28 protein-coding genes are annotated in these 25,314 nt (G+C 62.8%); 5 read left to right on the top strand and 23 right to left on the bottom strand.

The window, feature by feature from the left end; all coding sequences use genetic code 11:
• The first annotated feature begins 246 nt into the window (after positions 1-246).
• From ABUE31_RS21710 to ABUE31_RS21700, 3 genes are all read left to right on the top strand, one after another.
• A complete protein-coding gene (locus tag ABUE31_RS21710) occupies positions 247-930 on the top strand; it encodes an SOS response-associated peptidase (protein WP_367725848.1) in 684 nt (227 codons plus the stop codon).
• Positions 931-1,024: 94 nt separating this feature from the next.
• Positions 1,025-2,017: a glycosyltransferase family 2 protein gene (locus tag ABUE31_RS21705; RefSeq protein ID WP_367725847.1), complete on the top strand. Its 993-nt coding sequence runs from the start codon at positions 1,025-1,027 to the stop codon at positions 2,015-2,017.
• A gap of 92 nt (positions 2,018-2,109) precedes the next feature.
• Positions 2,110-2,991 (top strand): hypothetical protein, encoded by an 882-nt coding sequence (locus ABUE31_RS21700; protein ID WP_367725846.1) that lies wholly within the window; start codon positions 2,110-2,112, stop codon positions 2,989-2,991.
• 153 nt (positions 2,992-3,144) lie between these two features.
• Here ABUE31_RS21700 and ABUE31_RS21695 read toward each other — a convergent pair whose 3' ends face one another.
• The gene (locus ABUE31_RS21695; RefSeq protein WP_367725845.1) at positions 3,145-3,522 is read right to left on the bottom strand and encodes a hypothetical protein; all 378 of its coding nucleotides are present in this window, start codon (positions 3,520-3,522) and stop codon (positions 3,145-3,147) included.
• A 157-nt stretch (positions 3,523-3,679) separates the two neighbouring features.
• Positions 3,680-3,949, bottom strand: coding sequence for a DUF982 domain-containing protein (locus ABUE31_RS21690; protein WP_367725844.1), 270 nt, complete (start codon positions 3,947-3,949; stop codon positions 3,680-3,682).
• Between the two features lie 498 nt (positions 3,950-4,447).
• On the opposite strand from ABUE31_RS21690, the gene ABUE31_RS21685 reads away from it, so the two are divergent.
• Positions 4,448-5,890 (top strand): DUF1254 domain-containing protein, encoded by a 1,443-nt coding sequence (locus ABUE31_RS21685; RefSeq protein WP_367725843.1) that lies wholly within the window; start codon positions 4,448-4,450, stop codon positions 5,888-5,890.
• Between the two features lie 132 nt (positions 5,891-6,022).
• On the opposite strand, the gene ABUE31_RS21680 is transcribed toward ABUE31_RS21685, so the two are convergent.
• The 5 genes from ABUE31_RS21680 to ABUE31_RS21660 all read right to left on the bottom strand — a co-directional run bounded on the left by ABUE31_RS21680 (position 6,023) and on the right by ABUE31_RS21660 (position 7,879).
• The gene (locus ABUE31_RS21680; RefSeq protein WP_367725842.1) at positions 6,023-6,274 is read right to left on the bottom strand and encodes a hypothetical protein; all 252 of its coding nucleotides are present in this window, start codon (positions 6,272-6,274) and stop codon (positions 6,023-6,025) included.
• Between the two features lie 64 nt (positions 6,275-6,338).
• On the bottom strand, positions 6,339-6,530 hold the full coding sequence (locus ABUE31_RS21675) for a hypothetical protein (protein ID WP_367725841.1): 192 nt from the start codon (positions 6,528-6,530) through the stop codon (positions 6,339-6,341).
• Positions 6,515-6,736 (bottom strand): hypothetical protein, encoded by a 222-nt coding sequence (locus tag ABUE31_RS21670; protein ID WP_367725840.1) that lies wholly within the window; start codon positions 6,734-6,736, stop codon positions 6,515-6,517. The genes ABUE31_RS21675 and ABUE31_RS21670 overlap by 16 nt, the downstream gene beginning before the upstream one ends.
• Positions 6,736-6,948, bottom strand: a complete 213-nt coding sequence (locus tag ABUE31_RS21665; RefSeq protein WP_367725839.1) for a hypothetical protein — start codon at positions 6,946-6,948, stop codon at positions 6,736-6,738. Before ABUE31_RS21665 ends, ABUE31_RS21670 begins: the two co-directional genes overlap by 1 nt.
• 1 nt (position 6,949) lies before the next feature.
• The gene (locus tag ABUE31_RS21660; protein ID WP_367725838.1) at positions 6,950-7,879 is read right to left on the bottom strand and encodes an N-acetylmuramidase domain-containing protein; all 930 of its coding nucleotides are present in this window, start codon (positions 7,877-7,879) and stop codon (positions 6,950-6,952) included.
• Positions 7,880-8,017: 138 nt separating this feature from the next.
• On the opposite strand from ABUE31_RS21660, the gene ABUE31_RS21655 reads away from it, so the two are divergent.
• Entirely contained in the window at positions 8,018-8,140 is a 123-nt protein-coding gene (locus ABUE31_RS21655) for a hypothetical protein (RefSeq protein WP_367725837.1), read from the top strand.
• On the opposite strand, the gene ABUE31_RS21650 is transcribed toward ABUE31_RS21655, so the two are convergent.
• From ABUE31_RS21650 to ABUE31_RS21575, 16 genes are all read right to left on the bottom strand, one after another.
• Positions 8,137-10,926 (bottom strand): hypothetical protein, encoded by a 2,790-nt coding sequence (locus ABUE31_RS21650; RefSeq protein WP_367725836.1) that lies wholly within the window; start codon positions 10,924-10,926, stop codon positions 8,137-8,139. The genes ABUE31_RS21655 and ABUE31_RS21650 overlap by 4 nt on opposite strands.
• A 22-nt stretch (positions 10,927-10,948) precedes the next feature.
• A complete protein-coding gene (locus tag ABUE31_RS21645; RefSeq protein ID WP_367725834.1) occupies positions 10,949-13,243 on the bottom strand; it encodes a hypothetical protein in 2,295 nt (764 codons plus the stop codon).
• Entirely contained in the window at positions 13,240-14,067 is an 828-nt protein-coding gene (locus tag ABUE31_RS21640; protein ID WP_367725833.1) for a hypothetical protein, read from the bottom strand. The genes ABUE31_RS21645 and ABUE31_RS21640 overlap by 4 nt, the downstream gene beginning before the upstream one ends.
• 3 nt (positions 14,068-14,070) lie before the next feature.
• On the bottom strand, positions 14,071-15,972 hold the full coding sequence (locus ABUE31_RS21635; RefSeq protein ID WP_367725832.1) for a phage tail tape measure protein: 1,902 nt from the start codon (positions 15,970-15,972) through the stop codon (positions 14,071-14,073).
• 341 nt (positions 15,973-16,313) lie between these two features.
• Positions 16,314-16,685: a GTA-gp10 family protein gene (locus ABUE31_RS21630; RefSeq protein ID WP_367725831.1), complete on the bottom strand. Its 372-nt coding sequence runs from the start codon at positions 16,683-16,685 to the stop codon at positions 16,314-16,316.
• A 7-nt stretch (positions 16,686-16,692) separates the two neighbouring features.
• Entirely contained in the window at positions 16,693-17,382 is a 690-nt protein-coding gene (locus ABUE31_RS21625; RefSeq protein ID WP_367725830.1) for a phage tail tube protein, read from the bottom strand.
• Positions 17,379-17,750: a tail completion protein gp17 gene (gp17, locus tag ABUE31_RS21620; RefSeq protein WP_367725829.1), complete on the bottom strand. Its 372-nt coding sequence runs from the start codon at positions 17,748-17,750 to the stop codon at positions 17,379-17,381. The genes ABUE31_RS21625 and gp17 overlap by 4 nt, the downstream gene beginning before the upstream one ends.
• Positions 17,751-17,756: 6 nt before the next feature.
• Positions 17,757-18,218, bottom strand: coding sequence for an HK97-gp10 family putative phage morphogenesis protein (locus ABUE31_RS21615; RefSeq protein WP_367725828.1), 462 nt, complete (start codon positions 18,216-18,218; stop codon positions 17,757-17,759).
• Positions 18,215-18,559 (bottom strand): phage head completion protein, encoded by a 345-nt coding sequence (locus ABUE31_RS21610; RefSeq protein ID WP_367725827.1) that lies wholly within the window; start codon positions 18,557-18,559, stop codon positions 18,215-18,217. Before ABUE31_RS21610 ends, ABUE31_RS21615 begins: the two co-directional genes overlap by 4 nt.
• Complete coding sequence (locus ABUE31_RS21605) at positions 18,559-19,107, bottom strand: head-tail connector protein (RefSeq protein ID WP_367725825.1); 549 nt, start codon at positions 19,105-19,107, stop codon at positions 18,559-18,561. The genes ABUE31_RS21610 and ABUE31_RS21605 overlap by 1 nt, the downstream gene beginning before the upstream one ends.
• A gap of 198 nt (positions 19,108-19,305) precedes the next feature.
• Entirely contained in the window at positions 19,306-19,515 is a 210-nt protein-coding gene (locus tag ABUE31_RS21600; protein ID WP_367725824.1) for a hypothetical protein, read from the bottom strand.
• A 59-nt stretch (positions 19,516-19,574) separates the two neighbouring features.
• Positions 19,575-20,849: a phage major capsid protein gene (locus tag ABUE31_RS21595; RefSeq protein ID WP_367725823.1), complete on the bottom strand. Its 1,275-nt coding sequence runs from the start codon at positions 20,847-20,849 to the stop codon at positions 19,575-19,577.
• 105 nt (positions 20,850-20,954) lie between these two features.
• The gene (locus ABUE31_RS21590; protein WP_367725822.1) at positions 20,955-21,548 is read right to left on the bottom strand and encodes an HK97 family phage prohead protease; all 594 of its coding nucleotides are present in this window, start codon (positions 21,546-21,548) and stop codon (positions 20,955-20,957) included.
• Positions 21,526-22,794, bottom strand: a complete 1,269-nt coding sequence (locus ABUE31_RS21585) for a phage portal protein (protein WP_367725821.1) — start codon at positions 22,792-22,794, stop codon at positions 21,526-21,528. Before ABUE31_RS21585 ends, ABUE31_RS21590 begins: the two co-directional genes overlap by 23 nt.
• The gene (locus ABUE31_RS21580; RefSeq protein ID WP_367725820.1) at positions 22,791-24,479 is read right to left on the bottom strand and encodes a terminase large subunit; all 1,689 of its coding nucleotides are present in this window, start codon (positions 24,477-24,479) and stop codon (positions 22,791-22,793) included. Before ABUE31_RS21580 ends, ABUE31_RS21585 begins: the two co-directional genes overlap by 4 nt.
• A 115-nt stretch (positions 24,480-24,594) precedes the next feature.
• The gene (locus ABUE31_RS21575) at positions 24,595-25,029 is read right to left on the bottom strand and encodes a P27 family phage terminase small subunit (protein WP_367725819.1); all 435 of its coding nucleotides are present in this window, start codon (positions 25,027-25,029) and stop codon (positions 24,595-24,597) included.
• Between the last annotated feature and the right edge of the window lie 285 nt (positions 25,030-25,314).

The following is a 25,314-nucleotide window of genomic DNA, read 5'->3' as shown; positions in this document are numbered from 1 at the left end:
CTGAATCCACAAGTCCTCAAACGCCTGAAGAGCGTCAGGAGTAACCTCAGTCTCTAGTGCCGGCCTGTCGCCGTGTGCTTTAACCGAATCGTTCGCTTTTGTCATGTATATAATTAGGAACAAATGCCTATGTCAGTCAACGACCTGCTGCATTGCTCTGGGTCAACTACCCTCTGTCATAGGCAGGATGTCAGGATCGGAGAATGCACGGCTTGATCCTTGGCACTTGTCTGGTGAAGGTAACGCATGTGCGGTCGCTTCACCCGTTTCCATAACTGGCCAGACATTCATCGGATGTACGGCCTGTTGCCGTCGTCCGAGAGCGGTCGCAACACCGAGGCCCGCTACAACATCGCGCCGACCGAAGACGTCTATTTCGTCACCGCGACCGACGAAGGCGGCCAGCAGGTCCGCCAGGGCCGCTGGTGGCTCGTGCCCTGGTGGGCGAAGGAAATGCCGAAGCAGGCAATGTTCAACGCCCGCATCGAGACGGCCGACACCTCCGGCGCATTCAAGGATGCGTGGAAGACGGCCCGCTGCCTGATCCCGGCAGATGGCTTCTACGAGTGGACCAAGAACCCCGAAGACAGCGGCCGCGATCCCTGGTTCATCCATCTGCCTGATACAGCGCCGTTCAGTTTCGCGGGACTGTGGGCCTACAACAAGAAGCTGGATGTGACGAGTTGCACGATCATCACGATGCCTGCGGCCGAGCCGATGGCGCAAATCCACGACCGCCAACCTGCAATACTGGCGCCTGCGGCCTACGATGCCTGGCTAGATTCCGCGACGCCCGCAGCAGCGGTGAAGCCCTTGCTTGGACGCAATCTAGACGGATCGCTCCAATTCTATCGCGTCAATCGTCGCGTGAACGCTTCCAGCCGCGCGGAAAGGCCGAACGATGACGCATCGATGATTGAGGCGACCTAGAAGCATCTGCGCGTTCGTCAGTTGAAATTGCAACCACTTAGGCCAACAGACAATTGCAGTTGCGGTCACTGGAGCCACTGAATATAGGACGACCATGAAGATTGGCGCGATTTCGATGATCCGAAATGAGGCTGACATAGTCGAGGCGTGGGTGCGCCATCAATTGGCTATGTTTGACTACACTATTGTAGCGGATCACATGTCAAACGATGGGACTTACGAGTTCCTCCGGGCTGTAGCTTCTGCAGACGACCGTCTACGTGTTTTGCGCTATCCCGAAACCGCTTACGATCAAGACCTGGTCCTAAACTTCCTTCGACGACAGGTACTACTCGACGCGCCTGATATCGAATGGATGTTTATTTGCGACGCCGATGAGTTTCTCGATTACCCTTCTCGGGAAAATTTGATCTCCGCACTTTCAGCCGTAGAGTCTTATGATCTCCTGACCTTTCAATGGCAAAATTGCTACCCGGGTGCCACCTCTCCCTCGATGCTTTCCACGACACAGGTCTTCATGGCGAAGAGGCTTTCAACATTCGGCAAGGTGGCTCTACGACGAAATATTGCTGCTGATTGGGAGTATCTGATACCCAAAGGGGGGCATCGCCTTCATCACCGACTGATGGGGAGCATCAACGGTTTCGGATTTGGAGCAATGCTGCACGTTCCCATTCGATCCGCAAACCAGATTTGGAACAAGGTCATCGCGGGCTGCGAAAGCTATCTCCACAATCCGGGCTACGGCGGGCGCGAGGGTATCCACTGGTTCGACCTCCTAAACTACATGTTGGAAAATCCAAAGAGCCGGGCCGCGCTACCAACTCTTGTCCATGAATATGGAATGCCCCGCTCGAAAGTTGACCTCTCGCAGGTAGACGAGCATTTCGACGATACAACTCTTAGGATTGCGTCTGGTCCGCTTCCCGAGCTGGTACGCGAAGCTTGCGAATATCGCAGCCAAGCATCTCACTTGGTCGATCTGGATCGGCTCCTGAACGTGATCCGCCTGGATAGAGGCCGGTTCTTGCGTCGCGAGAATTTGCAGCCGGGAACCCTCGCACAGCTCCGCTTTGACGCTGCATGACCAATAGCTTGTCTGTCCGCTTCCTACCATTCTGGGAGCCTCATCTTCAGCACGCATCGAGCAGAATGCGAGCTGTATTCCCGGTCCGGAGCTTGTGCGAAGTTCCTGGTATTTCCGCCGGGCTTGGCTGGTGCGACCATGCAGATGTCTATGTGGTGGTTCAACTGTGTTCTGATCGCACACTTGCGCGACTTGAGCAGGCCAAACGTAACGGGTCGACAATCATCTACTGCGTCTGTGACCGTCATTTCGCTGACGGAGGGGTGTCCGTCGCAGGTGTGCAAACCGAATGGCGCTTCAGGCAACTTGCCGAGATCGCTCACGCATTCATTGTCCCTACGACCGGGATGGCGGAGGCACTTAAGCCCTACACAAACGAGAGGCAGATTTTCGTAGTTCCTGATTGGAAGGACTACGTTGATTTCGAGGATCGGGGGCTGGTAGAGCCGTCGTCCGTTGCAGCATGGTTCGGTAACGCTGGGACCGGAAACTACCATGCCGCAGAGCCGTATTTGGTCGCCGCAGAGGATCTCGGCTTCGAAGTTAGGCTCATTTCCAACGCCGCGTCGTTTGGACCCCAGCATCGCTACTATGACAGGGTCTTGCAGTGGCGCTACGAGACATTCGTAGCCGATTTGAGAGAGAGTTCATTTAGCATCATCGCCTTCGATCGCTTCGAACGTCAAAAAAGCTCCAATCGACTGGCAGCCTCCGTAATGAATGGAGTACCCGCAATACTCTGCGGTGAAGGCGAGAGCGCCCAGACAGTCCTGGATCTCGGTTTCCGAGAGGTCGTAGTTCGCAAACCATTCGCTCTGCATACAGCCATCGACGCTGTACAGGACCCTATATACCGGGCGCGATACGTTTCTGCGGCACAATCACATTTTGATAATTTGCTGAACGAACAAAATCTGACGCAGAAATATATACTAGCGATAAATGACGCTCGCTACAAAAATGGAAATACATAAAAGATGGAATTTGCGTCTTTCTGGTATGGCGGCCAACTAAGAGCGGTGGAGCAGTGCTGCATAAGGAGCTTTCTTCGTTGCGGCCACACTTTTAGTCTGTACTCATACGATCTGTCGCTGGACGTACCGCACGGATGCAAACTGCTCGACGCCTCAGAATTCTACCCCGAACGATCTGTCTTCTTTTACCGTGGCTCCGGCAAGAAAGTGTCCGCATTCTCGAATATGTTCAGGTATCAGATGGTGTTCCAAACCGGACAGTGCTGGGTGGACACCGACGTCGTGTGCAACAGTGACCGTTTCCCGAACTCCGACTACCTCTTTGCCCGCCAAGACGAGGAATTTTACAACGCGGCAATTCTGCGCTTTCCGGCCGGCCATGAAGCTCTGCATAGCACCCAGCACCTCATCGATGCCTAGAGGTGCTTGGGGTTTCGATTCGAGGGTTCCAAACCGTTCGTTGCAGAGATCCGTTTTCGGAACAATCTTATCATCTTTGGTAATCTTCAGACTAATATAGCCGTTGCTCACGTAATTCACCCCATGCGTTCGCATCGATCCGCTATCACTTAGATTTCTCGCGTGCAACGGAGGGCGCCGAACTTTCGGATTCAGGACGCGGCTGGACGATGAGTTGTCGGGTAGCTTGTACGCGATACGGCAAGCGTATGCAGAGACCAATGATCAATCACCGGCGCGGCTTCACGATCCGACTGATCGGCACCAGGACATCGGCCTCCTCTGCGGCGGCCGTAAACGCCTTTCTGGCGGCGCGTGCGTCCTTCAAGCCGCTCATCACGTCGAGGCACGCCTGTCGCGCTGTGCGGTGCCGTCTGCCCCGCTTCTCGGGCCATTCGTAGAGCAGCGCCTTGGCCGCCTGGCTGGTCCAGGTCACGGCGCGGATCTTGCCGGGCTTCAACTGGACGTGCACCGGCTCGTCGAACTGCTTGTCTTCCACGCGGCAAGCGCTCCGCCTACACTTGAAAGACCCGCCGCATCAGCGAACGCGGCGGGCCCCCCAGAGTATCTAAGGTCCGGGTGTCGACGGCATTGGGACTACCTGCGACGGCCCCGAGCCTCGCCGGGACCACTCCAGACCAGGCGGCCGGAGTATCTGCTTTTCTGGAGAAAATACTAGGGGAGCCTGGAGGGCCGGCCATCTATCAAGCCGCAATCCGCAGTGATATCTGTTTCGGCAGCCACGATGAGTTGCCCAAATTCGCTCGTGGTCAGGGCCGCCTGGTAGACAGCTCCTCGGCGGCCCGATCTGAAGCCTTCATGGCTGCATAACCAGCTTTGAATCTCAAAAGGCTAGCCGGATTGCGCCGTGCATGCAAGTCCGCGCGCGAGCGTCTGGACCATCCAGTACCGGTACCGTATCGTCCCTTGCGTCAACTGATCAGTCATTGCCGGTTTCGAGGCGATCACGCCTCGATATTTTCGGAAAGGATATCGCATGAAACCAACACGCCGCACCGTGGCCTTTGGTGGAGCCGGCTTGCTGACGGCCTCCGCACTCGGATCGAAGGCCGCCTTGGCTGAAGGTTTGGTCGCAGACCTGATGGAAGGCACCGACGAATTCGGGACAGCTGTAGAGGCTTATGTCTATGGTTATCCCCTCGTGACGATGGAGATGACACGACGGGTCGTCACCAATGTCGCCGAGCCGGTCGGAACCAAAGGCCCAATGGGTCATCTCATCAAGCTGCGGGAGTATCCAAACGCATCGTTCAGGGATGTCACCGCGCCGAACGCCGATACGCTCTACACGACGGCGTTCCTGGACGTGGGCGAAGAGCCCTGGGTCGTCAGCATTCCCGATCTCGACGGCCGCTACGCGCTTTTCCCGATGCTCGACGGCTGGACGACCGTGTTCGACGTTCCAGGGAAGCGTACCACCGGAACCGACGCCCAGACCTTCGCCATCACAGGGCCAGGATGGGAAGGCACATTGCCGGAGGGCGTGAAGCAGTACAAATCGCCCACCAGCATTGTCTGGTTGCTGGGCCGCATTTACTGCACCGGCACACCGGAAGACTATGCCGAGGTTCACAAGATTCAGGACGAGATCAAGCTCTACCCCCTGAGCGCCTGGGGCAAGGAATGGACCCCGCCACCCGGCAAGGTCGATCCGTCTATCGACATGAAGACGGCCGTCCGCGACCAGGTCAACGACATGGACGCCATCGAATACTTCACGCTGTTGGCCGAACTCCTAAAGCGCAATCCGCCCGCCGCAGCAGACGCTCCAATGGTTGAAAAGCTGGCTGAAATCGGAATTGTCCCCGGTCAGGACTTCGACAAATCCAAATTCGATCCTGCGTTCGCCAAGCGCCTGCCGCAGATCGCATTTGCGAAGATCATGCTGCACTTCAAGTTCAGCGACGGCGACGTCGAGAGTATCGACGGGTGGGGTTTCACCACCAAAACCGGAATATACGGGACAAACTATCTCCAGAGGGCGCTCATCACCGCTATCGGACTTGGTGCCAACCGGCCACAGGACGCCATCTACCCCACATCGCTCAAGTCTGCGAGCGGTATGGTCAAGAGGAAGTACGACGGTTCGGAAAAGTACGTTCTTACCTTCAAGAAGGGTGAACTTCCGCCGGTTAGTGGCTTCTGGTCAATCACCATGTACGACGAGAATTATTTCTTTGTCGACAATCCTCTGAACCGCTATTCGATCAGCGAACGTCAGCCATTGAAGAGCAATTCGGACGGGTCCGTAGACCTGCTGTTCCAGCATGAATCGCCGGGACCGGACAAGGAATCGAATTGGCTGCCAGCCCCCAAGGGCAAGTTCATATTGATGATGCGGCTTTACTGGCCCAACGAGAGCAACCCTTCGATCATCGATGGTTCCTGGAAGATCCCGCCGGTCAAAAAGGTCAGTTGACTATTCAGAGGTGCGCCAGACTGCCGTTGCTAGGGGCGCATCCTCTCGTCGATCCGGCAAGACAACAACACTAATAGCCCCGCCGACCGTGAGGCCAGCGGGGCGAGCATATTGCCGACGGCGGGAAAATGGTCAGGGCGGCGGCGGCTTGAACCACGCCAAAATCTTGAACACGGATTCGCCCAGCAGCACCACGCCGCCGAGGATGCCGAGGATCGTGATGATGATCCACTTGGACACCTTGGCGAAGCCGATCAGGGCTCGTACCAACGGCATACCGGCCTCCAGCGCCGTCGCGTCCTCTACCGTAAGTTCGGAAAGGAACTTGCGCGTCGGCTCGGGAAGCTCGGCAAACTGCTCCGCGATTTTGGCGTCCTTGTTCATGCCCAGCCCCTTGCCAGTGCGAGTTCGATGCTGAGAAACGCGCCAAGCAGCGCGGCGATGCAGGTCAGGGCTTCCACGAGCATAGCCGCTGACCCTTTTCGTTGTGCGCCAGGATGTCCGCTACTTCCGGATCCGACAGGTGATCGACGGTTTCGGCGGATAGGCGGATCGGGCTCGATATCTGGCAAAACGACCCGCCGGCCGTCTGGCAGCCGGCAAGCGCAAGCGCGGCCGCAAAGGTCAGTCCTTTGACCATTGCTTGAGCCTCCCCCGGTTTTCGTCGCCGGATCGGCCGGCAACGGCGTCGTCGATCTCGTCGGAAATGTCCCGGGCCCGGGCGTTCTGCCGCGCCTGTTCGGCCCGCTCGAGCTTCGCCCCGTCGAGCCGACCCTTGATGAACGCGACGAGAGCAACGAACACAACGGTGCCCAGCGCGTAGAGAATGCCGTCGACGCCGAACATCACAGATCCTCGGCCCGGCGGCGGCGCAGGTACTCGGTCAGCACGCCGTTGATCACGAGGAAGATCGGAAACCACTCGTGCGGGATGACCGGCGCCAGCACTTGCGGGTCGACGTAGGTGACGATCTCGGCCACGGCACCGATGAACACCTGCAGCCGCGCCCAGAAGATGGTTTCGCTGTCGGCGAAGAACGCCTTGATGCGGGTCCACATGTCATTTTTCCTTTCGGCCGAAGATCGCGTTGATGATGTCGAGCACGAAGGCCAGCAGCCGGTTCTTGGCCGGCAGGCCCTTGGTGTTGTCGGGCGGGAGGACCGCCACCTTCCCCGGTGCGATCGGCAGGGCAGGCTTGGCCGGTTCAGACGCGTCGAGCGCGGCCCAGGTCGCCGATCCGGCGATGCCGTCCACCACAAGCCCTCTCGCCTTCTGGAACGCCTTCAGCGCCGCGTTCGTCTTCGATCCCCGGATGCCGTCGGTCGCCACCGGGAAGCCGTGCGCGGTCAGCCGCTGCTGGAGCTTCAGGACCGTGCCGTCGCCCCTCACCACGGCAGGAGCCGCGCCGGAGACATAGCGCTGGAAAGCGGCGGCCATCTTCGTGTCGTAGGCGTTCTGCCGGTAGCCCGGCCCGTTGTAGCCGCGGGCAAACGTCGCCCAGTCCCGCGACTTGAGCGCGCCGCCGAGCCCCGCCCGGTCGATGAACTTCGCCATCAACTCGACCTGCCCGGCCATGTCGCGCCGGCAGAGGTTGACGAGTTCGGTCACCGACTGGAAACCGAGCCACTTCCAATGCGCGCCCATGACCTGGCCGACGCCCCAGGAGCAGCTTTCGAACGCGGACTGAGCGTCGATCTCGGCGGCACGGTTCAGCATCCGCCACCGCGCCGCCTGTGACGACGGATTGGCGACGGCGCCCGCCTTCGGATTGGCGAGCCCGTCCGCCCGCGCCTTGGCCCGGTCATCGCCCGAAAGCCGGCGGTCGAAATAGTGCCCCTCGAACCGGATCAGCGGCTCCTGCCGGCCGTTCACGATGGCAAAGGCATTCCCGCCGCTCTCGACCTCGGCGACCGCCTTCAGTGCCGCAGGATCGTAGCCATAGCGCGCAGCAATGACGTCGATCGCGCGAAGCGTTGCTTCGTCGAACATGCTCTTCTCCTAATGTAGAAGGTCGTGCGCCGCAGATCGGTAACTGCTTCATCTGCGGCGAGGCGGCTACCTGGTCGATACCTGGACAGCGTCGGCCTCGCAGCAAGCGCCGCGAACCGGCTGCTGCCGAAGCAATCCATGCCGACCAAGGCACAGGTAGCAACTTGGGACCGCCTGATGGTCCCGCTGTCGCGCGTCGCAGATCCCGTGCTCGGCTACTCGCTCGGCAAGAGCATCCTGGCTGTCTGGCAAAAGCACTAGGTCTTCCACCCAGCCTGACCGGCCGTCGTGGTGATCGTGCCGGCGACGCTGCCCCCGAAATACGATGTGCCGCCGCCACCAAGCGTCATGCCGCCGCCGGTCGCGATCGAATAGTTCTTGCCGGTGAAGGATCCGACGACGGTGACCGAGTAGGCGTGCATCAGGCCGCCCTCGACCGCCTCGGCAAAACCGGACGAGTAGGAGCGTGTGCCGGAATGCGTTACCTGGCGCTGCGCGAGGAAGATGAAGCCGCCCATCGTCGCGCGCAGAATCCAGTTCGGCGTGTTGCCGTCGATGGTCCAGTTGCTGTCGAGATAGACGCGGGCGTTGTTCGTGACCTCGATGCCGCGATTGTTGCAGGCGCCAAGCGTGAAGACGCCAAGCCTGACGTAGCAGGGATACTCCATCGACATGAAGTTGCCGCTGGACGTCGTCACCCTGAAGCCTTCCAGCTTGTAGACACCGGCGACCGGGCCGGCGAGCGAGATGGCATTGCCGGCGGTGCTGAAAAGCACGTTCGCAGGGGTGCCGGTATTGCCGGTGATCGTCACCATGCCGCCGCCGGTGGTCAGCGTCTTCAGGACGATCTGGCCGGTGAAGGTTCCGTCCGCGACATCGACGGTCACATCATAAATGCCGAGGTCGAGCGTGCCGCTGATGACGTCGATCGCCTTCTGCACGGTCAGGAACGCGCCGCCGGCGCTGTCAACCAGGCCGGTGTTGGCGTCGTTGCCATCAGTGCGGACGTAGTAAATTCGGGTCGACGTCAGCCTTTCGCGGATGTCGCTCGCGATGACGAGCGCGCCCGCGACGCCTGGCAGCGTGACGTCGGCGTCGGCCGCGATCGAGGCCGGCGCCTTCAGCGAGATCTTGTGTGCGCCGTTGTCGGTGTCCTCGGCGAAGGCAAGCGTCGTCGGCCCAGAAGCGGACGCCGGCGTGAAGCCAAGGTACGCTCCAATTGCAGCCTTGAGGTTTGCCCAGGTGAGATGCTTGGTCGCGTTGCCAGCCGCGCTGTCGGAGAGCGCGAGCTTGTCGGCATCGACCGGCGTGGTCTTGGAGGCCGCCGCGGCGAGGATAGCGCCGATCGTGACGGCTCCCGTCGCGCTGTCGATCGACAGCACCGCATCGGTGTAGTCGAGCTTGTGCCAGTTCGCCGCATAGGTGGACGTCGAGGCATTGTCGACGATCGCGACGATCCGGTCGTTGGCCGTAAAGGCCACGCCGTCGACCGTGCCGCCCACTGATACGATGTAGCTGTCGCCCGCCTGTGCAGAGCCAGAACCCGGGAACGAACCGCTCGACGCATCCCAGGTGCCCTTGAGCACGACCGCTGCGTCAAGCTCGTTGACGCGGGTGTTCATCGCATCGAGATCGACCGCGCCCGAGACGGTGATGTAGCCGAGCTTGGTCGCCTCGGCGGTCGTGTAGCCCTGGTATCCGGTCGCAAACGCGAGGGCGAACGTCCCGCTGTCCGTGATCGGCGTGCCAGACACCTCAAATCCGGTCGGGACGGTCATGGCGACCGACGTCACGGACCCTGCGCCTGCTCCATCCGCGCCCTTGTCGCCGGCCCTCGAGAACTGGAAGCTGATCGGCAGGTCGTTGGCGAAGGCGGTTTCGCCGGAATGGTCGGCAACCGCGATCTTCACATAGCCGGTCGCGTCCGTGACGCCGGTGACCTGGTAGGCGGCCTGCTTGTCCGTTGCCGGGTCCGTCAGAAGGATCGTGCCCTTCGTCGTGTTGGTGCTGGCGCCAATGAGCGCGAGCAGCGCGGCGATCGAACTGGCGGCGCGGTTCGCCTTGGAGACGTACAGGAACGTCGCGGCCGACAGGTCGCCGTTGTTGCCGCGCATGCGGCCGCCGCCGGGGTCCGCGTCGGCCGTGCCGGTGTCGAAGGTGAGCAGGACGCCCGGATCGGCGCCGTCGGCGCCGTCCGCGCCATCTGCTCCCGCAGCGCCGGTATCACCGTTCGCTCCGGTTGCGCCGGTATCACCCTGCGGGCCTGCGTCGCCCTGCGGGCCGGTATCCCCGGTCGCGCCAGTTGCGCCCTGTTCGCCGGCGAGGTTGATCGTCCAGTCGGCGAGCGTGCCCGCACCGCCGACCAGGTCCACCGTCACCTCGAGCGTGTTCACGGCATAGGCGGTGACGACGCCCTCCATGAAATTTGCAGCATTGGCGTCGCTGGAAATGCGCAACCGGGCGCCGAGGCCCCATCCCCGGTCGCTCTCGACGACGGTGAAGGTCTTGGCACCCGCGCCGATGGCTACCGAACTGCCCGACGTTCCAACGACGTCGGAGGAGCCTGGCGCTCCGTTGATGCCAGGCCCGGTGATGTAGGCTGGATCGGACCAGTCCCCCGAGCCACCCCCACCCATCGTATAGAGTGCTGCCCTCCCGTCGCCCGTATCCGAAACGATGAGGCGAAATCCCTCGCTCTCGCCGTCATAGGCGGCGCGCGCTGAAAGATCGGCGACCTGGGGCACAGTCTCGCCGAGCGGTAGAATGGTGAGGTCGCTTTCAGCGCCGAGCCCAACGCCGACGTAGCGCCAGGTGATCGTTTCTTCGCCAAGTGTCGCGGTGATGCGGTATGCCCCGCCCAGCGCATGAAAAAAAGCGAAGCCGTTCGCATCCGCGGTGAAGGGATTGCCCTTCGACGAGGCGCCCGCACGATCGGAAAAAAGCGGCTGCAGACCGCCGGTCAGCTCATTGCGGACTGTGACCGTGGCCGAGGGCAACACATTGCCCGACTCGTCAACGATCGTTGCCTGCCAGCGCGCTAGCGTCATGTTCAGTTACCTCGGAAAAGGGTCAGTTGATCTGAGGCCCGCGGATATCGCCCGGGCCGACAGTGACGGTGATGTAGCTGTCGCCGTCGATCGCGGTGCCCGCCGCGCCACCAGCGCTGCCGCCGAGGCTCTGCCCCGCCAGGCCTGGGCCACCGCCAGTACCGCCCTTCGGACCGGACGCAGGCTGCGACCCGAGCCCGCCCGCCTCGGTTGTGCCATTGCTGGCAGCGGTGGACTTGCTGACGATGACCGGATTGGTGCCGGGTTGCGGGCCGCCGTTGCCGGGCAATGAGCCGGCACCGCCGCCGCCATTTACGAAATCGACAGCCGGGTCGATCACGTTGACGTTGCCGGCACCGCCGCCACCACCACCGAATATCTCGCCTGAGCCGACTTCGAGGTCTACCGGGAAGCGCGTGTAGAGCGCCGTACCGCCAGGCAGGCCGTCGCTGCCGGCTGGGTCATAAGCGCCGTCACCGCCGCGTCCCTGGATGCGACCGTTGACCACGAGCGTGATCGGGAAGTCGTCGGGCCAGCTTCCGACATCGAAGGCCGGGTTGGCGGTCAGCGCCGAACCGACGATCACGCCGCTCTCAATGATGCACGTCAGCGTGACGCCGGCGAGAACATCGGCGTCCGTCGGCGCCGGATAAAGAGTATCGTGGATGCTTCGCAGGTTGAGATTGAGCGAATTGGAATCGACGGTAATGGTCCGGTTCGTCAGATCCTCCGGATCGAGTTGCTGGAACAGCATCTCCTCGGCCTCGACGCGCAACTTGTCCACGCTGACCCCAATCCTGGTCACTTGCACCGGGGCGTCAGTCGGCGCTCCAGTCGCATCCTGGATCGTCCGCCATTCAAGTCGATAGCCGCCACCAAGCGACACGATGTCCGATTCCGAGCGCAGCACTTCCCAAGAGAAGTGCCGCGGCGGCGTGACGAAGCGACCGAGCTGGATATCGTTCAGCCGCAAGGCAACCGTGCGCCCGAAGGCAGGTATCCAGCGTGCGAAGATCTTCTTGATCGCCGGGGAGCCGTAGTCCGTCTCTGCAGCAAGGTCTACGGTGATTGCCGTTGAACGATAGTTGTCCGGATCCTCGACCCGCTCCAACGGGTTTCGCTGCCCGAAATAGGTCCAGACCTGGCTGATACGACGGTCGGGCTGCTCCTTGGAATCGAATGATCCCTTCAGCACGTTCTCCATCGTGAAGCGCGCCGCCGTGGTCGGGATGCCGCGCAGCACCTGGAGACGGATCTGCTGGTCTATATCGGACCACCACAGCGCAAGCGCCGCTTGCTCAATGAGTTCGGACAGCAGCGTTCCAACCGCCACCGGATCGGCGATGGTCGCGGTGTAGACGCGTTTCAGATAGTTCGCCGTTTCATCCTGCCAGGTCGCCAGCGGGATATAGCCGGCCGGGACATTGGCATAGGTCTGTAGCAGATCGGAGATGATGTCCGCCGGGTCCTCGCCGACATAGCGCAGGACGATCTGTACGCGATCGTCGGACCCATGCTGCGATGCTTCGGTGCCCAGCTGCGCCCGGGTCAGCGTCAGGACGTCGCCGGACCGCGTGAAGGCGCAAATCTCCTTGCCGCCGATCGCAACATAGCCCGACGACGGATATTCGAGATCGCCGATACCGGCGGGCGACAGCGTGGCCGTCGTGCCGTCAACAGCCAGACTGCCGACCAGGAAGCCGCGCGAGAGCCGTGGCGCCTGCGCACGGTCGCCAGAGGCAAGCTTGAGGGCGTCCTTTGCGACGATCGAAAACGTGGCACGCGACGTCGGACCATCGGTGCTTTCGATGACGAAATGACGCGTTTCCATCTCCTCGAGCGTCTGCCCGAGAAAGCCGCGAATGACACGTATCGGCCGGCCGCGCAACGACGGGAAACGTGCCCGGAACTTCCCCCAGAACGTGCCCTGCCTGAACGGGTCATACGCGCGGTCGGCAAGATACTTGTCGAAGCCAGGTCCGGTGTCCGACCAGGGGAAATCACTCATGGTGACACGCAGCGACGACCGCGTGCCAAGGTCTTCCCCGAGCGAAATGGTGCCCGGCGTGACGCTGACATCCTCGATCGCGGCGATGGCGTCGATTCCGCTCTCGGCGAGATAGGCCGTGCCCTGGGCGAAGCGCAGAGTTACGGTCGATGATGCGAAGTTCTCTCGGTCCTGGCATGTGCCAATCGAATTGAAGCACTTGGCGGCGCCGGTCGGAGTTTCACCCTCGGTGGTGGCCATGCAAGGCGCCGTCCCGTAGACGAGAGAGCAATAGTCGATATCGATCTCGACGAAGACGAGGGCCTTCACAGCGCCACCGCCTTCAGATCCATCTTGAAATTGATGGTGACGCCTGCGGCGACCCTTTGCGCGTCGGGCCTGATGTCATTCGTCGACCACGCATAGCCGACCTCGAACGGAAAGCTGTGAGGCAGCCAGGCAAAGAAGAAAGGTAAGCTCTGGCGCGCGTGAGCGATGAAGCCCGGCATGTTGGCGTTCCACCAGGCATAGTCGAGCCACTGGATCTGCACCGAGGTCGCAAGCGCCTGATGCAAAACGATGGCACCCAGGTAGTCGCCGGCCTCCGACTGCGCGGAAACGACGTCGTCCGACACAGCCCAGGTCAACGGAACCACGCTCGGCTGCACGCCGCGCGGCAGGCGCAGCAGCTTGCCTACATGCACCACCGCCATGCGCGGGATGGTTGCGGTTGGCTGAAATTTGATCCTGATCCGGCTGACCGGCTGCGCCTCGAACCGGAGCACAAGCGGTTGGTCGGACGGCGGGATCAATTCGTCGATGATTTCGGTCCACTCTTCCGGGCTGCCGCCGTCGGACACCTCGACCGAAACCGTCACCTGTCCAGACCCGAGGTTGTGCCGCGCAATTCCGACATAGTCGACGTCATCAGCCGAGCTGACCGTGAACGTCAGATATTGCGTCGCCGTGCTCTCACCCTGCCAGCGCAGCGCCGTGGACGGGTTGGCGAGGTTGGTCGCCGGAAAGGATTCATTCTCCTGATCGGCTTCTATTCCGGAACGCGTCACCAGGTTGTGCCATCCGAGCAGCGGCGCGTCGGCGCTGCCCGCGGCCAGCTCGGACAGGACAAGGGCGGGAGAAATGACGACAGGCATCTGTCACCCCGTCTTGATCAGGAGCTGATGGCCATCGCGCTGGGCGTCATGCAACGACTTGATCAGATCTTCCACGCTCTGCCGGCTGAAGACGTCACCCTGTAGTTGGATGAACACCGCCTGAGATGGTTCAGCAGGCGTATTGTTTTTTGCAGCGCCTTCGGCCGCCCCCGCGGCACCTCGAACAGATGGCGCCGATTTGGAGCCCTTGTTGGTCCGGGCGATGGTGGCGATCTGCGCTGCGCCGGTCGCTGCTGCGACACCGGCCGCAGCGAGTCCCCAAGGTGTTGCACCATAGGTTGCAAGCGTCTTGGTGATGGCCTGAGCCGTGTTGATGACCGCTTCGGCGATGGCGAACGTCTTGCTATCACCGAACATCGTGCCGAGAGCGCCGGTAAGCTGGCCAGCGAGCCCGAGAACCTCGCTCGCAACCATCATTCTCGCCCGCAAGGCAGCATCCGACCACTGCGCCCAACTGATCGCCCCGGCGTCGAGACGTTCCTGAAGGCTCGCCAGTTCCTGATGCAGGATCGCGAAAGGCTCATTCATCAATTCGAGCCCGAGCCGCGCGCCCTCTAGCTGTGCGGTCGCGTTGCCGATGCCGTTGGCGAGCCCGGTGATCTGCTCCTGCAGGGCCGCCGTTATCGGAATGCCGGCCTCGTGCGCGGCCATCAGCAGGTCCATCTGCGCCGTGTAGGCCGCAGCAGCGCCCGTCGTCATGCCGACCGTCTCGGCGTCCGTGATGATGTTGTCGATGGACTGCTTGATGTGGGTCGCCATCTGCTCGAAGGCATTGTCGGAGCCTCCGCTGGCAACCCCTTCGCCAAACTTGGTCACAAACTCTCTGCCGGCGTCTGAACCCGCATCACCAAGGGCCTCGCCAGCACCCTGGCCGAAGGAGTTGAAAATCTGGTCGATCTCGTTTTTGAGGTCGGCCGCCATCTGGGCAGACTTTTCCTGCCCGTCCTGAAACGCCTTCCATCCTCCCGAAAAATCGTACTGGTTGAAGCGGGAAAACATCTCCGCAATCCCGGCAAACTCGACCGCCAGGCGAGAGCCAAGAATGATGAGCTGACCTACCTCATTGGACACCCAGTGGATTGCGCCTGCGACCTTCTTTGCAGCCTTCTCCACCCACTCCGAATTGCTGGTGAGCTTGATGAACTTCTCGGAGAAAAGCTCCAGAGCAGGCAGCAACTGCGCGGTGATCTTTGTGACAAGGCCATCCCACGTCCGCCGCAGACGGGTCAGATTGTCGTTGAATGCCTCTGCTCGCTTCCCGGTCTGCGTATCAATAACGATGCCAAGCCGCTCGGCCTCGTCGGTGAGTTCCTTGATACCGGCCGAGCCGCCATTGAGCAGCGGAATGAGATCGCCGCCGGCCCGTCCGAACAACATCAGCGCGGCAGCAGTCTTCGCCGTGCCGTCTTCCATCGCCGCGAACCGATCGGCGACCTGCCCCATGATATCGGTCGATGAGCGCAGCGAGCCATCGGCGTCCTTGATCGAGACCCCGAGAGCCTCAAATGCCGCCTTCGGCGTCTTCAGTCCCGCCGACGCATCGACAACTTTGCGGGAAAGCCGCTGCATGCCCTTGCCGAGGCTTTCGAGCGAGACGCCCGACAGGTCGGCGGCATACTTCAGCTTCGACAGTTCGTCCGTCGCAACGCCGAACTTCTGAGCAGCCTTGGAAAGCTCGTCTGCCTGATCGATCGTCCTCTTGATCGACATGGCGAGCGCACCGGCCATTGCCGTAGCTGCCGCTGTCACTGCAGCCGCACCGACCGCCACCTGCTTGGCGAAGCGGTCGATGCTTTTCTGCGAAGACTTCAGCCCGGTCTGGAATCGGGCACTGTCGATGCCGAGGTTTACCCTCAGACTACCGATCACGGCACTGGACGCCATGCGTCACCCCTTCCGGTTGATTGCAATATTCCACCTGCCGGCGATGGCGATCTGTTCTTCCATCGACTGCCGNCTGCCGGCGATGGCGATCTGTTCTTCCATCGACTGCCGCCGCTTTGCCTTCGGCTTGGCGCCGTGCAGCAGCGTCTTCAGCTTCGGCAGGCGTTTGGTCCTGTGCAGGGCCTCGATGTGCCAGGCGAGCCACGCCCGATCATCGTGCTCGCGGCGAAACCGTTGGGCAGCGCCGTCGATGATTGCCTGCGTTTCTCGGTAAGTGAGGCACCAGAACAGTTTTGCGTCCTGCCCGCACTCGACCCACGTTTTCAGCAGCGAAAGCGGGTCTAGGAAGCCCTCGCTGCCTTCCGAGGGTTTCCCTTGGCGCTCGCCTCCGAAGGGAAGGCGCTGGCAAACGCGCGGCCGAGGGCATCCATCGCTTCAGGCACGCCAGCCTCGCTGAGCAGTTGGCCGGCGAAGTCGAGACCGCCGTTGGGACCGCTTTTGATTTCCGGCAGGCCATCGATCAACGCCGCCCAGAGCAGCGCCCGGATGTTTGTCATCGACACGCTGTCCGGCTCCTGCAAGCGAGCCGCGATCTTGGTAATCGGCTCGTCGAAATGAGCCTCCAACTCGCACATGGCGTTGATCGAGAATGACAGCGTGTAGGTCTTGTCGCCGGCCTTCAGATCGACCTGGCCTTTGTGTGGATTTGCCATGGTGCGCCTACTCCGCAATCACGGCCGCGGTGCCGACACTCTCGGCAGCGGCCGAGCCGGCGGCATTCGTGCCCGTCACGACGACGGTCAGCACGTCGCCGATCTGGCCGACGACCGGGGCGTAGGTCTTGGACGTCGCGCCGCCGATCTCCACGCCATCGGCCTCCCACTGGTAGGAGAACGTCGGGGCGCCGGTCCAGACGCCTTCCCATGCCGTGAGCGTCTGGCCGACCTGCGCGACGCCGGACACCGCCGGGAGCACCGTGTTGGTCGGCGCAGCCGCCGGTGTGGCGACATAGGAGCCCGTCACCTTGAAGGTCACCGTCGCGGACATCTTGTCGTCGTTGGGAACCGCCGGCACGTAGCCGGTCAGCAACCCGTCGAACGTCCAGATAGTCGCGTTCGGGAAGGTGATGCGGCACTTCACCGCCACGCCGGCCGCCTTGCGCGCCTGGATATAGGCGTCGGACGCCGAGCCCGGGACGAAGTTCATTTCGAAAGACGCCTCGCCGGGATCCTGCAGGCCGAGCACGAATTCGCGCGTCCGGTTCGGCGAGGCCATGTGGGTGGCGTCGATCACGTCCACCGTGTCGCTCGGCGGCGTGATGCTGAAAACTTCGGCGATCTCGGTCCAGCTCGACCCGCCATTGGTCGAGACTTCAAAGACTGAGCCGTAGCCAATGGCAGCGTCGGTCATGACAGTTCTCCGTGGTGAATGATCAGGTCGATGGAAACGCGGAACAGTTGGTTCACTTCGCCCGCGTCCGCGGCGGGAAGGTCACGTTCGGAATCGATGAAGATGCCCTTGAAGATGCCGGCGCGGTGGCCGCTCACAGCGTCCCTGACGTCTCGGGCGATGCCCTTTGCGGCCGAATAGGTGTCGGCGTAGCAGTCGGCTTGGACACGGCTTTCAACCAGGCCGGAAGCGTCCCGGGTGTGATAGTCGCGAATGCCGGTGATCCGCGTCAGGACGACATAGGGACGAGCTGCAGCCTGCGGCGCCCTGCCCCAATGCCTCCGGCCGCCGGCAACCGACGCCAGCAGCGCGGTCAACGCTTCTTCCATGATGGATCAGCCTTTCGCTGCGTTCCTGGCCGCCTTGCGCGCCAAGCGCTTCGCCGCCTTCATGATCTCGTCGCCGAGGTCGGCCTTGATGCTTTCCAGCACACCCGCCTTGCCGGCATCCCAGGCCGGACGCATGAACGGATGTGGCGGCGCGTCATCGCCGCCGAACTCGCGCAGATGCGCCTGGGGAAGCCCGCCGGCGCCGACGAACATCTCGACCGAGGCGCGGTCATCCGTGAACATCTTGCGGTGCAGCCGCGACTGGCGGCGGGTGAGCTTAGTTCCGACCCCGATGCTGATCTGCAGCGCACCCGACAAGACCGGAGCCTTTGCCTTGGCATCATCAGCGATCGGCTGGGCCGCCTTCTTCAGCACGCGCCGCAGGACCGCCTTTCCGGTTGCCTTCGGCAGTTCGCCCAGCGCCTCGTCGAGTTCGCGCAGGCCTTCGACGTGAACGGTCGTCTTCACGAGTCGGCGTCCCGAACAGTGGTGATCTCGATGAAGCGTTGACGGCCTTCGCTCGTCTCCTTCACGCCCAGGATGTTGTAGGCCGCGCCGTCGTGGCTGAGGCGGTAGGCCGGCGTCACGGCCCGCGTTTCCGGGTCGGACAGCACCGCGAACCGCGTCATCAGGAATGCTCCGACCTGCCCGGCAGCGACCTTTTCCCCGTCCGAAACGTCATGACGAGAGGCCAGCCGGTCGAAGGTCACGGCCGGGCCGTAGACCGGCTCGTTGAAATCGTTGGTCCCGGTCTGCACGCCATCGCGCGAGAGCGTGATCAGGCGGTTCCTTGCCCCCGCTCGAGCCATCACGCTCCCCGCCGGTGATTGCAGAGCAGCACGTCGACTACCGTCCAGTCGTCGGCCTTGGCGTTCTCGCGGCCGTGGAAGCTGTCGGCGATGAAACGCAGCATCGCGTGCTGCACGTCTCCCGGCACGACGCCACCGAAGACGGCCGTCACCGTGATGCGCGAGCTCGGCCGGATGTTCGGCCATGCCTGCCCGTATTTTAGGCCGATCGACGGCTCGAGGCCGTCCTTGTGGATCTCATAGACCGTGTCGGGTAGCGTCTGGTCGGCGCCGTCTATGTCGACATAGGCGATCGACGTGACGGACGATAGCGGCCCCTCCGGAAGGCGGGCAAAGTCGCAGAAGCTGCTGCATTTCAGCAAAATCGTCTGAGCCGCCCACCTGGCATTGCAGTATTTCTCGCAGTGGGCGCGCGCCGCCTTGATCAGCCGCGTGAGCAGCGTGTCGAAATGCGTCTCTGCGGCCAGGACACCGCACTGTTCCTTGGCCTCAACGAGCGTGACGGGCTCGGTGGACGGCGCGGCGGTGACGGTCGACGGGTACCACATCAGGCGCGCTTCCTTTTCCCGCGACGCTCGGGAGCCTTGGGCGTCGTCGCCTGCTCGACCTTCGGCTCGGCGACAGGCACGGCGTAGCCGGCAGCGATGAGGCGCAAGGCCTCATCCTGCGGGAACTCCCGCTCATCGCCTGTGCTGAGCGAATATTCGGGGCCGGAGAGCCCCGTGGTCAGGCGGACGAGCATCGCCTTACGGCCCGTCGCTCACGGTGAGCACGCCGTTGTTGCTCCAGAGTGCGCCAACGGCGGCGGGTTCACTCGTCGGCAAGCCAGTAACGATGACATTGCCGTCGGCGTCGACCGTGAAGATAACGTCGCCGAGCTTGACCGAACCGCCCGGCTCGACCGTCTGGCGGTCGCCGCCAGGCTCCATGTGGACCTTTGCGCTAAAGCCGGCCATTCCGACCTCCGTTCAAATGAGGGGATGAAAAGGCGGGGCCGGAGCCCCGCCATGATGGATCAGGCCTGGATCAGGTGCTTGACCGCGGCCGTGTCGCCCAGCTCGCCGTCGAGGCGGATCAGGCCGGCAATGCCGAGGTCCGGCCAGAAGCGCTCGCGCAGGACGCCGATCACCGGCGAACCGACCTTGCGGACGAAGTAGGCGCCGAAGTCGCCGAAGATCATCGACTTCTGGCCAGTCGCCACGTTCGCCATCGCCTGGTTGATCGAATAGCGGTAGCCGAGGATGCTGCCCGGAACACCGTTCACCACGTCGCCGGCCGTCCAGATGTAGCGGCCCTCGCCGTCCTTCAGCTTGCGCAGGACCGCAAGCGTCAGGTCATTGAACATGAAGCGCACCTTCGGCGACTGGCGATAGGCCGGATTGACCGAATGCACCAGGTCGATCACCTCGTCGTAGGTGACTGCCGCAGCCGCGGCGGCCGTCTTGCCGAGTGTCGAGGCGGTGACGATGCCGTTCGGCTCCGAGCCGGAGCCGACGGTGAGCTTCGAGTTCGCGATGCGGCCAAGGCGCTTGCCGAGCAGGCCACCGAGCAGGCTCTCCATGTTGAAGATGGAGTCCTGCGCCAGTTCGAACGAGAACCGGACGAACTCGGTGTCGTAGACGTAGGCGTTCAGCGTCTTCTTGCCGAACGTCACATCCTTGCCGCCGTCATCGGTCAGCGGCGTCGCCTCGGTGTGCGCTTCCGCGGTCACCGCCGTATCGTCCACGGTCGGCAGGTCGATCGGATTGCCGCCCGCCGTGGTCATGACGGTGCAGATGTCCTGATCATACATCGGACCCCACATCGCCATCGTCTCGATCATGATGTTGGCGAGTTCGGTCGGGATGGTGTAGCCGCCGGCCGCACCGGAACCGCCGGTCGTGGTCTGCGCGCGGAACTCGGCGCCCTTGTCGTGGCCAGCACGAAGGACGGCGCGTTCCTCCGGCGTGAGGTTGGACGGATCGCCGCCGCCGGCGAGGAAGCGATAGAACACCTGGCGGTATTCCAGCTCGTCGCCTTCATCCTGGCCGCGTGCTTCGCTGTCGCCCGGCTTCGGACGGTTGCGGGCACGCTCCTCGGCCGCGCCTTCCTCCAGCCGCTTTTCGGCGGCGGCCATGCGCTGTTCGCGGGCGATCTTCTCCTCGATCTTGTCGAACTCGGCCATGATGTCGTCGTGGCGCTTCTCGAGTTCGGCGGCGCGCGCCTCGTCGGTGTTCTTCTTGATCTCGTCAAGAGCCGCGCGGGCGTCGGCAACGAGCTTTTCCCGCTTCTCGATCAGTTCCTTCAGCATCTCTGTCTCCTGTGATCGCTGAACGTCGAAAGGCCCGCTCGAAAGCAGGCGGTGGAGACGGGAAGCGGGATGCTTGCCGCGCCCTCCGGCGGGTGCCGGGTAAACTCAGATCTTGCGGAACTTCGCCTCCGACTCGGCCTTGCGGCGGGCGAATGCGGCAGCGTTGTGCTGGCGCCGGGTTTCCTTGCGCATCTCGTCGAGCGAGCGAAGGGCAATCGACGTGCCCTCATAGGCGGGCTCGGAAACGACCGACACCTCGCGCAGCACGACCTCGAGGATAGTCCGGGTCGGCGGCTCGACGGTTTCGTCCCACTCCTGCCGCAACACGCTGAAGCCGAAGGACATGCCCGAAATGTCGCCGCGCTCGATCAGCGTCTTCACGTCGCGGCCATCAGATGTGTCGGGCAGGTCGATCTCGACATGCAGGCCCTTCTCGTCCTCGCCGAGACGAAGCGTGCCGGACGACGTCCTGCCCAGCACGCGGCCGCGGTCGTGGTCGAAATAGGCCCGGACATCAGCCGTGCGCAGCGTGTTCGTGAAGGCTCCCCGCGCGATCACCTCGCGGAAATAGCCACCGATGTCGGCCGTGTCGCCGAACGTGGCGGCATAGCCGACAATCGTGACCTTGCCATCGTCGCCGGCGCGATGCTCGACCGGCAGGACAAGCGCCCGGCTTTCAATCTCCGGCTTCGTCGTCATTCTCGTCGTCTCCCTTGATGGGTTGACCGCCATTGTCGGGCGCCATGGGCTCGTGTTGCTCGCCCAGCACGACCGTCGCGCCCTGCACCAGCAGTTCGTCGGCCGCCGGATTGGAGTGCTTCGGTCGGTTCTCCAGAGCCCTGCCTTCGTTCGGCGTCATCTGCGCCGTCTGGATCGCCCGGGCGATACCCTCGATCCGGCTCTTGAAGTCGCCGCGCATCAGCCCGTCGAGGTTGTGCTCGACATAGCGGCCGTTCTTGAAGCGCCCGAACAGCTTCAGGTTCAGCTCATCCTCGAAAGCCCTCGCCCACTGGCCGATAACATGCTTCACCAGATGCAGATCCTGCTGCTCGGTGTTAGTGAACGTGCCCCTGCTCAAATCCTGCAGGAAGACCGGCGGCATCTGGTACGCACGGGCGATCTCCTGCACTTGGTAGAGCCGGGCCTCCGTCATCTGGCCCTTCTGCGGATCGAACCCGACCTGGTTCAGCTTGTGGCCGGGCGGGATCGGAAAGACCTGCTTGCCGCTCCTTTTCGCCTCGTCGATGGCGCGGCGCATGTCGTTCATGGCGCGCTGCAGGCCATCGGCGCCCTGAGGCAACGGACCTTCCAACGCCAGCGGGGGAACGCCGCCGCCGGCGAAGAACGCCGACCCGTAGTCGTTCATCGCCAGGGCGAGCTGGATCGCCTTCGAAGCCAGCTTGATCGGCCCGTAGTGTCCCGTCTGGTCCGCTTTCAGCATGTACGGAACGTCGATGACGTCCGCTGCCGGATACTCCTTGCCATCGAGGCGATAGACCAGCCCGAACCCGGTGCGCTTGACCGTCGTCTTGGCCGGATCCATCGCCCATAGTGCCTCGATGACGGACCCGTTGCGCTCGATCCAGGCCAGGCCGCGGCCGCCGGTGAACACCTGCTGCCAGAAATACTGGCGGAACTTGAACGACCCCATGAAGTCGTTCGGGGCCTCGTGGATCGTGATCGCCGTCCTGCCGGTCAGCCGCTGGAGACCGTCCTTCGTGTCCCGATAGGCGTGCAGAGGCACCGACGCCATGGTGCGGGACAGGAAGGCGACCGCTGCGTTGACAGCCGGCACCGTCAGAGCTTTGTCGATCGTCACCGCCGGCAGATTGGCCTGGTCGATGCCGAAGAACGCCAGGAAGTTCTCCGAGCTGACCGGAACCGTCGGGTTCTCGATCGTCGCGGATCGCGCTTCCCGGCGGATGTCGAAGCCGAACAGTTTCATGCCGCGCCTGCCAGAGTGAAGTTCGGGTCATCCCAGGGCGACGTGGACGTGATCGCCTCAAACTCGTTGTGCGCGGCGCCGACCGCTTCGGTGACCGAGATCATGCCGTCGATCCTCCCCCGGCTCCGCTTCTTGTCGAAGGCGCGATTGTTCATCGGGTCGGACACGATGCAGGCGTTCGACGCGCACATCGTCGTCACCGGGCTCGCATCGATCACGATGTCGCCGTCCAGAATGGCGTCTTCCAGCTTCTCGATGGACTTCGGCATGCAGAGCGCGCGTTCCTTGAAGACGATGCGCGTGCCCTGGCCATGGCTGACCAGCATCAGGCCTTCGCCCTTCGGCTCGTCTGGCCCATCGAATTTCCAGACCGGCAGGTCGATCTCCGCGCAGGCGTCGATGAAGTCGTCGATCTTGGCCGGGTCGAAGGTCAGGAACCGGATGTCATGGCCGGCGTCGACCAGTTCCTTCACCCTGGCGCCAACGAATGCATAGTCGATGGTCGCGCCCGGAACCGCCGTGAGCGGGACCGCCGGGTCATCCGCCCACTTGTCATAGGGCACGTTGTCGTCGCGGCTGCGGTCGTGAATCCCTGCCTTCGTCGTGAAGTACCAAGTCTTGACGTGCAGCTTCAGATCCTTGCGCCAGCACGCCGACAGCGCGGTCAGGTCGTTCTTCTTCGACAAGTCGAGCCCGAGCCAGCACGGCGAGCCCAGCATTTCGTTGGCATCGACCGCACCCTGGCAACTCTCCCAGGCCTCCTGCGTCGTCCAGAAGCCTTCCGTTCCGACCGGGATGCCGAAGTAGAGCCGCTTGGTCGACAGCGCTTCCGACAGCATCAGCCGGGCCGTGTTGACCCGCTTGCGGACGTTGTCGATCGGATAGGTGACGTCGAGCGCCGGCAGTGCCTTCGCCCACACCGCCTCGTTGTCGAAAACCGTCTCCCGGTCCTTCTCGTCGACCCGGGCAATGAAGCCGAACAGCGTATCGTCCTCGGCCTGCCCGGTGACCACCTTCTGGAACAGCTCGGAATATTCCGTCCCGACGATCTGGTTGATGGCCGGCGTGTTGGTGCCCAAGAGCATGAGCGGGTCGCCGCTCATCTTGTCGATCGCTGCCTTCCATATCTGCAGCGCGTAGGCGGTCTTGAACTCGTGGATCTCGTCGGCCAGCACCGCATAGGGACGCGGACCCGAGATCGAATCTACCGACGCCATCGACATGAATTTCGAACTGGTGTCCGGGTGCTCGATCTTCCAGGCGTGGTCGCCAGTGCCGCGGATCACAACGTCGCCCCGGCTTTCCAGCGACTCGAATTCATCCTCGTCACGGTCGGGCAGGTTCGCCCGGCACATGGCAACCGCATCCTTGAACAGGACGTTCGCCTGATCCTTATCGCCGGCGATGGCGTAGACCTCGGAGCGCTCCTTGCCGGCAAAGCCCATCATGTCCAGGCCGATGCCGGCCATCAGTGGCGACTTCGCCTGGCCCTTGCCCGTCTCCATCCAGGCCATGCGGAACCGGCGAAGCCCGTCCGACCTCTGCCAGCCGAACAGCGAGGCCACGACGAACCCGTGCCACGGCAGAAGGTTGAACGGCTGACCCTCGGCAACACCCTCGGTCACGGTCAGGACCGCCGGGAAAAACCCGCAATGCCGCTTGGCCTTGTCGACGTTGAATGCCAAGCCTCGGGCCGAACCGCCGTCCAGGTCTGCGAGATGGCGCCGGCACGCTGCCTTGACCAGATCGCCGGCTACGACCTTTCCGTCAACGACATCGCACGCATACAGCGTGGCAAGGTCATCGGCCGCCGGTCGAGCCGAGGTAGCTGTCGGACGCCCGCGAGACTTTTTTCGCACGTTGCACCTTGCCCGCCTTGCCGCGTGCGTCCGGGCTGATGCCCAGCGCCTTTTCCAGAGCGGTGATCTTGTCCTGAGCCTGCGCCATCACCGACCAGAACGGGTTCCACTGGCCGACCTTGGCGCGCTTGCCCTTCAGGACCGCGCCCTTCTCGGCGACATGCCGGGCGGCCCGCTCGTACTGCACGCGGAACTCCACCAGGCGGCGGATCGCATGACCGTTGGCCACGGTCAGCGTGCCGGCGTCCTTCATCTCGCGGGTGACGACGCCCCACTGTTCGCTCGCCTCGGCGATGTCCAGTTCGTCGTCGTAGATCGACCGCCAGTCGGGCTCGACCGGAACGCCGTCGCCGCCTTCAATGCTCTGCAGGTTCATGTTTTCTCCTACGGAGAAGGCCGACATCCCCCCGGGTCAAAATTGGTCCCGGTGCAAACGGAGGTGGGCCGCGGGTCGGGGAATGCGGGGTTCCAAGCTTTCGACCCTCCCCCCTGCCTATGATCGCCAAGGGTGACTGGGGTCCAACGGTAGGCCACTCAGGTCAGTGCCTATGACGTGGCCTCGCGCTTCCTCGCGCTGGATGAGGCCGTCGTGGTGATCCTTGCAGACGCTCTCGTGATTGTCCGGGTCGGTGAATAGCTGCCAGTCGCCCTTGTGAGGTAT

This window comes from Mesorhizobium marinum (assembly GCF_040813675.1).
GTDB lineage: Bacteria > Pseudomonadota > Alphaproteobacteria > Rhizobiales > Rhizobiaceae > Mesorhizobium_K > Mesorhizobium_K marinum.
This window is presented reverse-complemented; position numbering and strand designations above follow the sequence as displayed.

What these genes read in the sequence shown, in the direction of transcription:
- ABUE31_RS21710 (WP_367725848.1), top strand. Translation starts at nt 247, where the DNA reads ATGTGCGGTCGCTTCACCCGTTTCCATAACTGGCCAGACATTCATCGG.
- ABUE31_RS21705 (WP_367725847.1), top strand. Translation starts at nt 1,025, where the DNA reads ATGAAGATTGGCGCGATTTCGATGATCCGAAATGAGGCTGACATAGTC.
- ABUE31_RS21685 (WP_367725843.1), top strand. Translation starts at nt 4,448, where the DNA reads ATGAAACCAACACGCCGCACCGTGGCCTTTGGTGGAGCCGGCTTGCTG.
- ABUE31_RS21680 (WP_367725842.1), bottom strand. Translation starts at nt 6,274, where the DNA reads ATGAACAAGGACGCCAAAATCGCGGAGCAGTTTGCCGAGCTTCCCGAG.
- ABUE31_RS21675 (WP_367725841.1), bottom strand. Translation starts at nt 6,530, where the DNA reads ATGGTCAAAGGACTGACCTTTGCGGCCGCGCTTGCGCTTGCCGGCTGC.
- ABUE31_RS21670 (WP_367725840.1), bottom strand. Translation starts at nt 6,736, where the DNA reads ATGTTCGGCGTCGACGGCATTCTCTACGCGCTGGGCACCGTTGTGTTC.
- ABUE31_RS21665 (WP_367725839.1), bottom strand. Translation starts at nt 6,948, where the DNA reads ATGTGGACCCGCATCAAGGCGTTCTTCGCCGACAGCGAAACCATCTTC.
- ABUE31_RS21660 (WP_367725838.1), bottom strand. Translation starts at nt 7,879, where the DNA reads ATGTTCGACGAAGCAACGCTTCGCGCGATCGACGTCATTGCTGCGCGC.
- ABUE31_RS21655 (WP_367725837.1), top strand. Translation starts at nt 8,018, where the DNA reads ATGCCGACCAAGGCACAGGTAGCAACTTGGGACCGCCTGATGGTCCCG.
- ABUE31_RS21650 (WP_367725836.1), bottom strand. Translation starts at nt 10,926, where the DNA reads ATGACGCTAGCGCGCTGGCAGGCAACGATCGTTGACGAGTCGGGCAAT.
- ABUE31_RS21640 (WP_367725833.1), bottom strand. Translation starts at nt 14,067, where the DNA reads ATGCCTGTCGTCATTTCTCCCGCCCTTGTCCTGTCCGAGCTGGCCGCG.
- ABUE31_RS21635 (WP_367725832.1), bottom strand. Translation starts at nt 15,972, where the DNA reads ATGGCGTCCAGTGCCGTGATCGGTAGTCTGAGGGTAAACCTCGGCATC.
- ABUE31_RS21630 (WP_367725831.1), bottom strand. Translation starts at nt 16,685, where the DNA reads ATGGCAAATCCACACAAAGGCCAGGTCGATCTGAAGGCCGGCGACAAG.
- ABUE31_RS21625 (WP_367725830.1), bottom strand. Translation starts at nt 17,382, where the DNA reads ATGACCGACGCTGCCATTGGCTACGGCTCAGTCTTTGAAGTCTCGACC.
- gp17 (WP_367725829.1), bottom strand. Translation starts at nt 17,750, where the DNA reads ATGGAAGAAGCGTTGACCGCGCTGCTGGCGTCGGTTGCCGGCGGCCGG.
- ABUE31_RS21610 (WP_367725827.1), bottom strand. Translation starts at nt 18,559, where the DNA reads ATGGCTCGAGCGGGGGCAAGGAACCGCCTGATCACGCTCTCGCGCGAT.
- ABUE31_RS21605 (WP_367725825.1), bottom strand. Translation starts at nt 19,107, where the DNA reads ATGTGGTACCCGTCGACCGTCACCGCCGCGCCGTCCACCGAGCCCGTC.
- ABUE31_RS21600 (WP_367725824.1), bottom strand. Translation starts at nt 19,515, where the DNA reads ATGGCCGGCTTTAGCGCAAAGGTCCACATGGAGCCTGGCGGCGACCGC.
- ABUE31_RS21595 (WP_367725823.1), bottom strand. Translation starts at nt 20,849, where the DNA reads ATGCTGAAGGAACTGATCGAGAAGCGGGAAAAGCTCGTTGCCGACGCC.
- ABUE31_RS21590 (WP_367725822.1), bottom strand. Translation starts at nt 21,548, where the DNA reads ATGACGACGAAGCCGGAGATTGAAAGCCGGGCGCTTGTCCTGCCGGTC.
- ABUE31_RS21585 (WP_367725821.1), bottom strand. Translation starts at nt 22,794, where the DNA reads ATGAAACTGTTCGGCTTCGACATCCGCCGGGAAGCGCGATCCGCGACG.
- ABUE31_RS21575 (WP_367725819.1), bottom strand. Translation starts at nt 25,029, where the DNA reads ATGAACCTGCAGAGCATTGAAGGCGGCGACGGCGTTCCGGTCGAGCCC.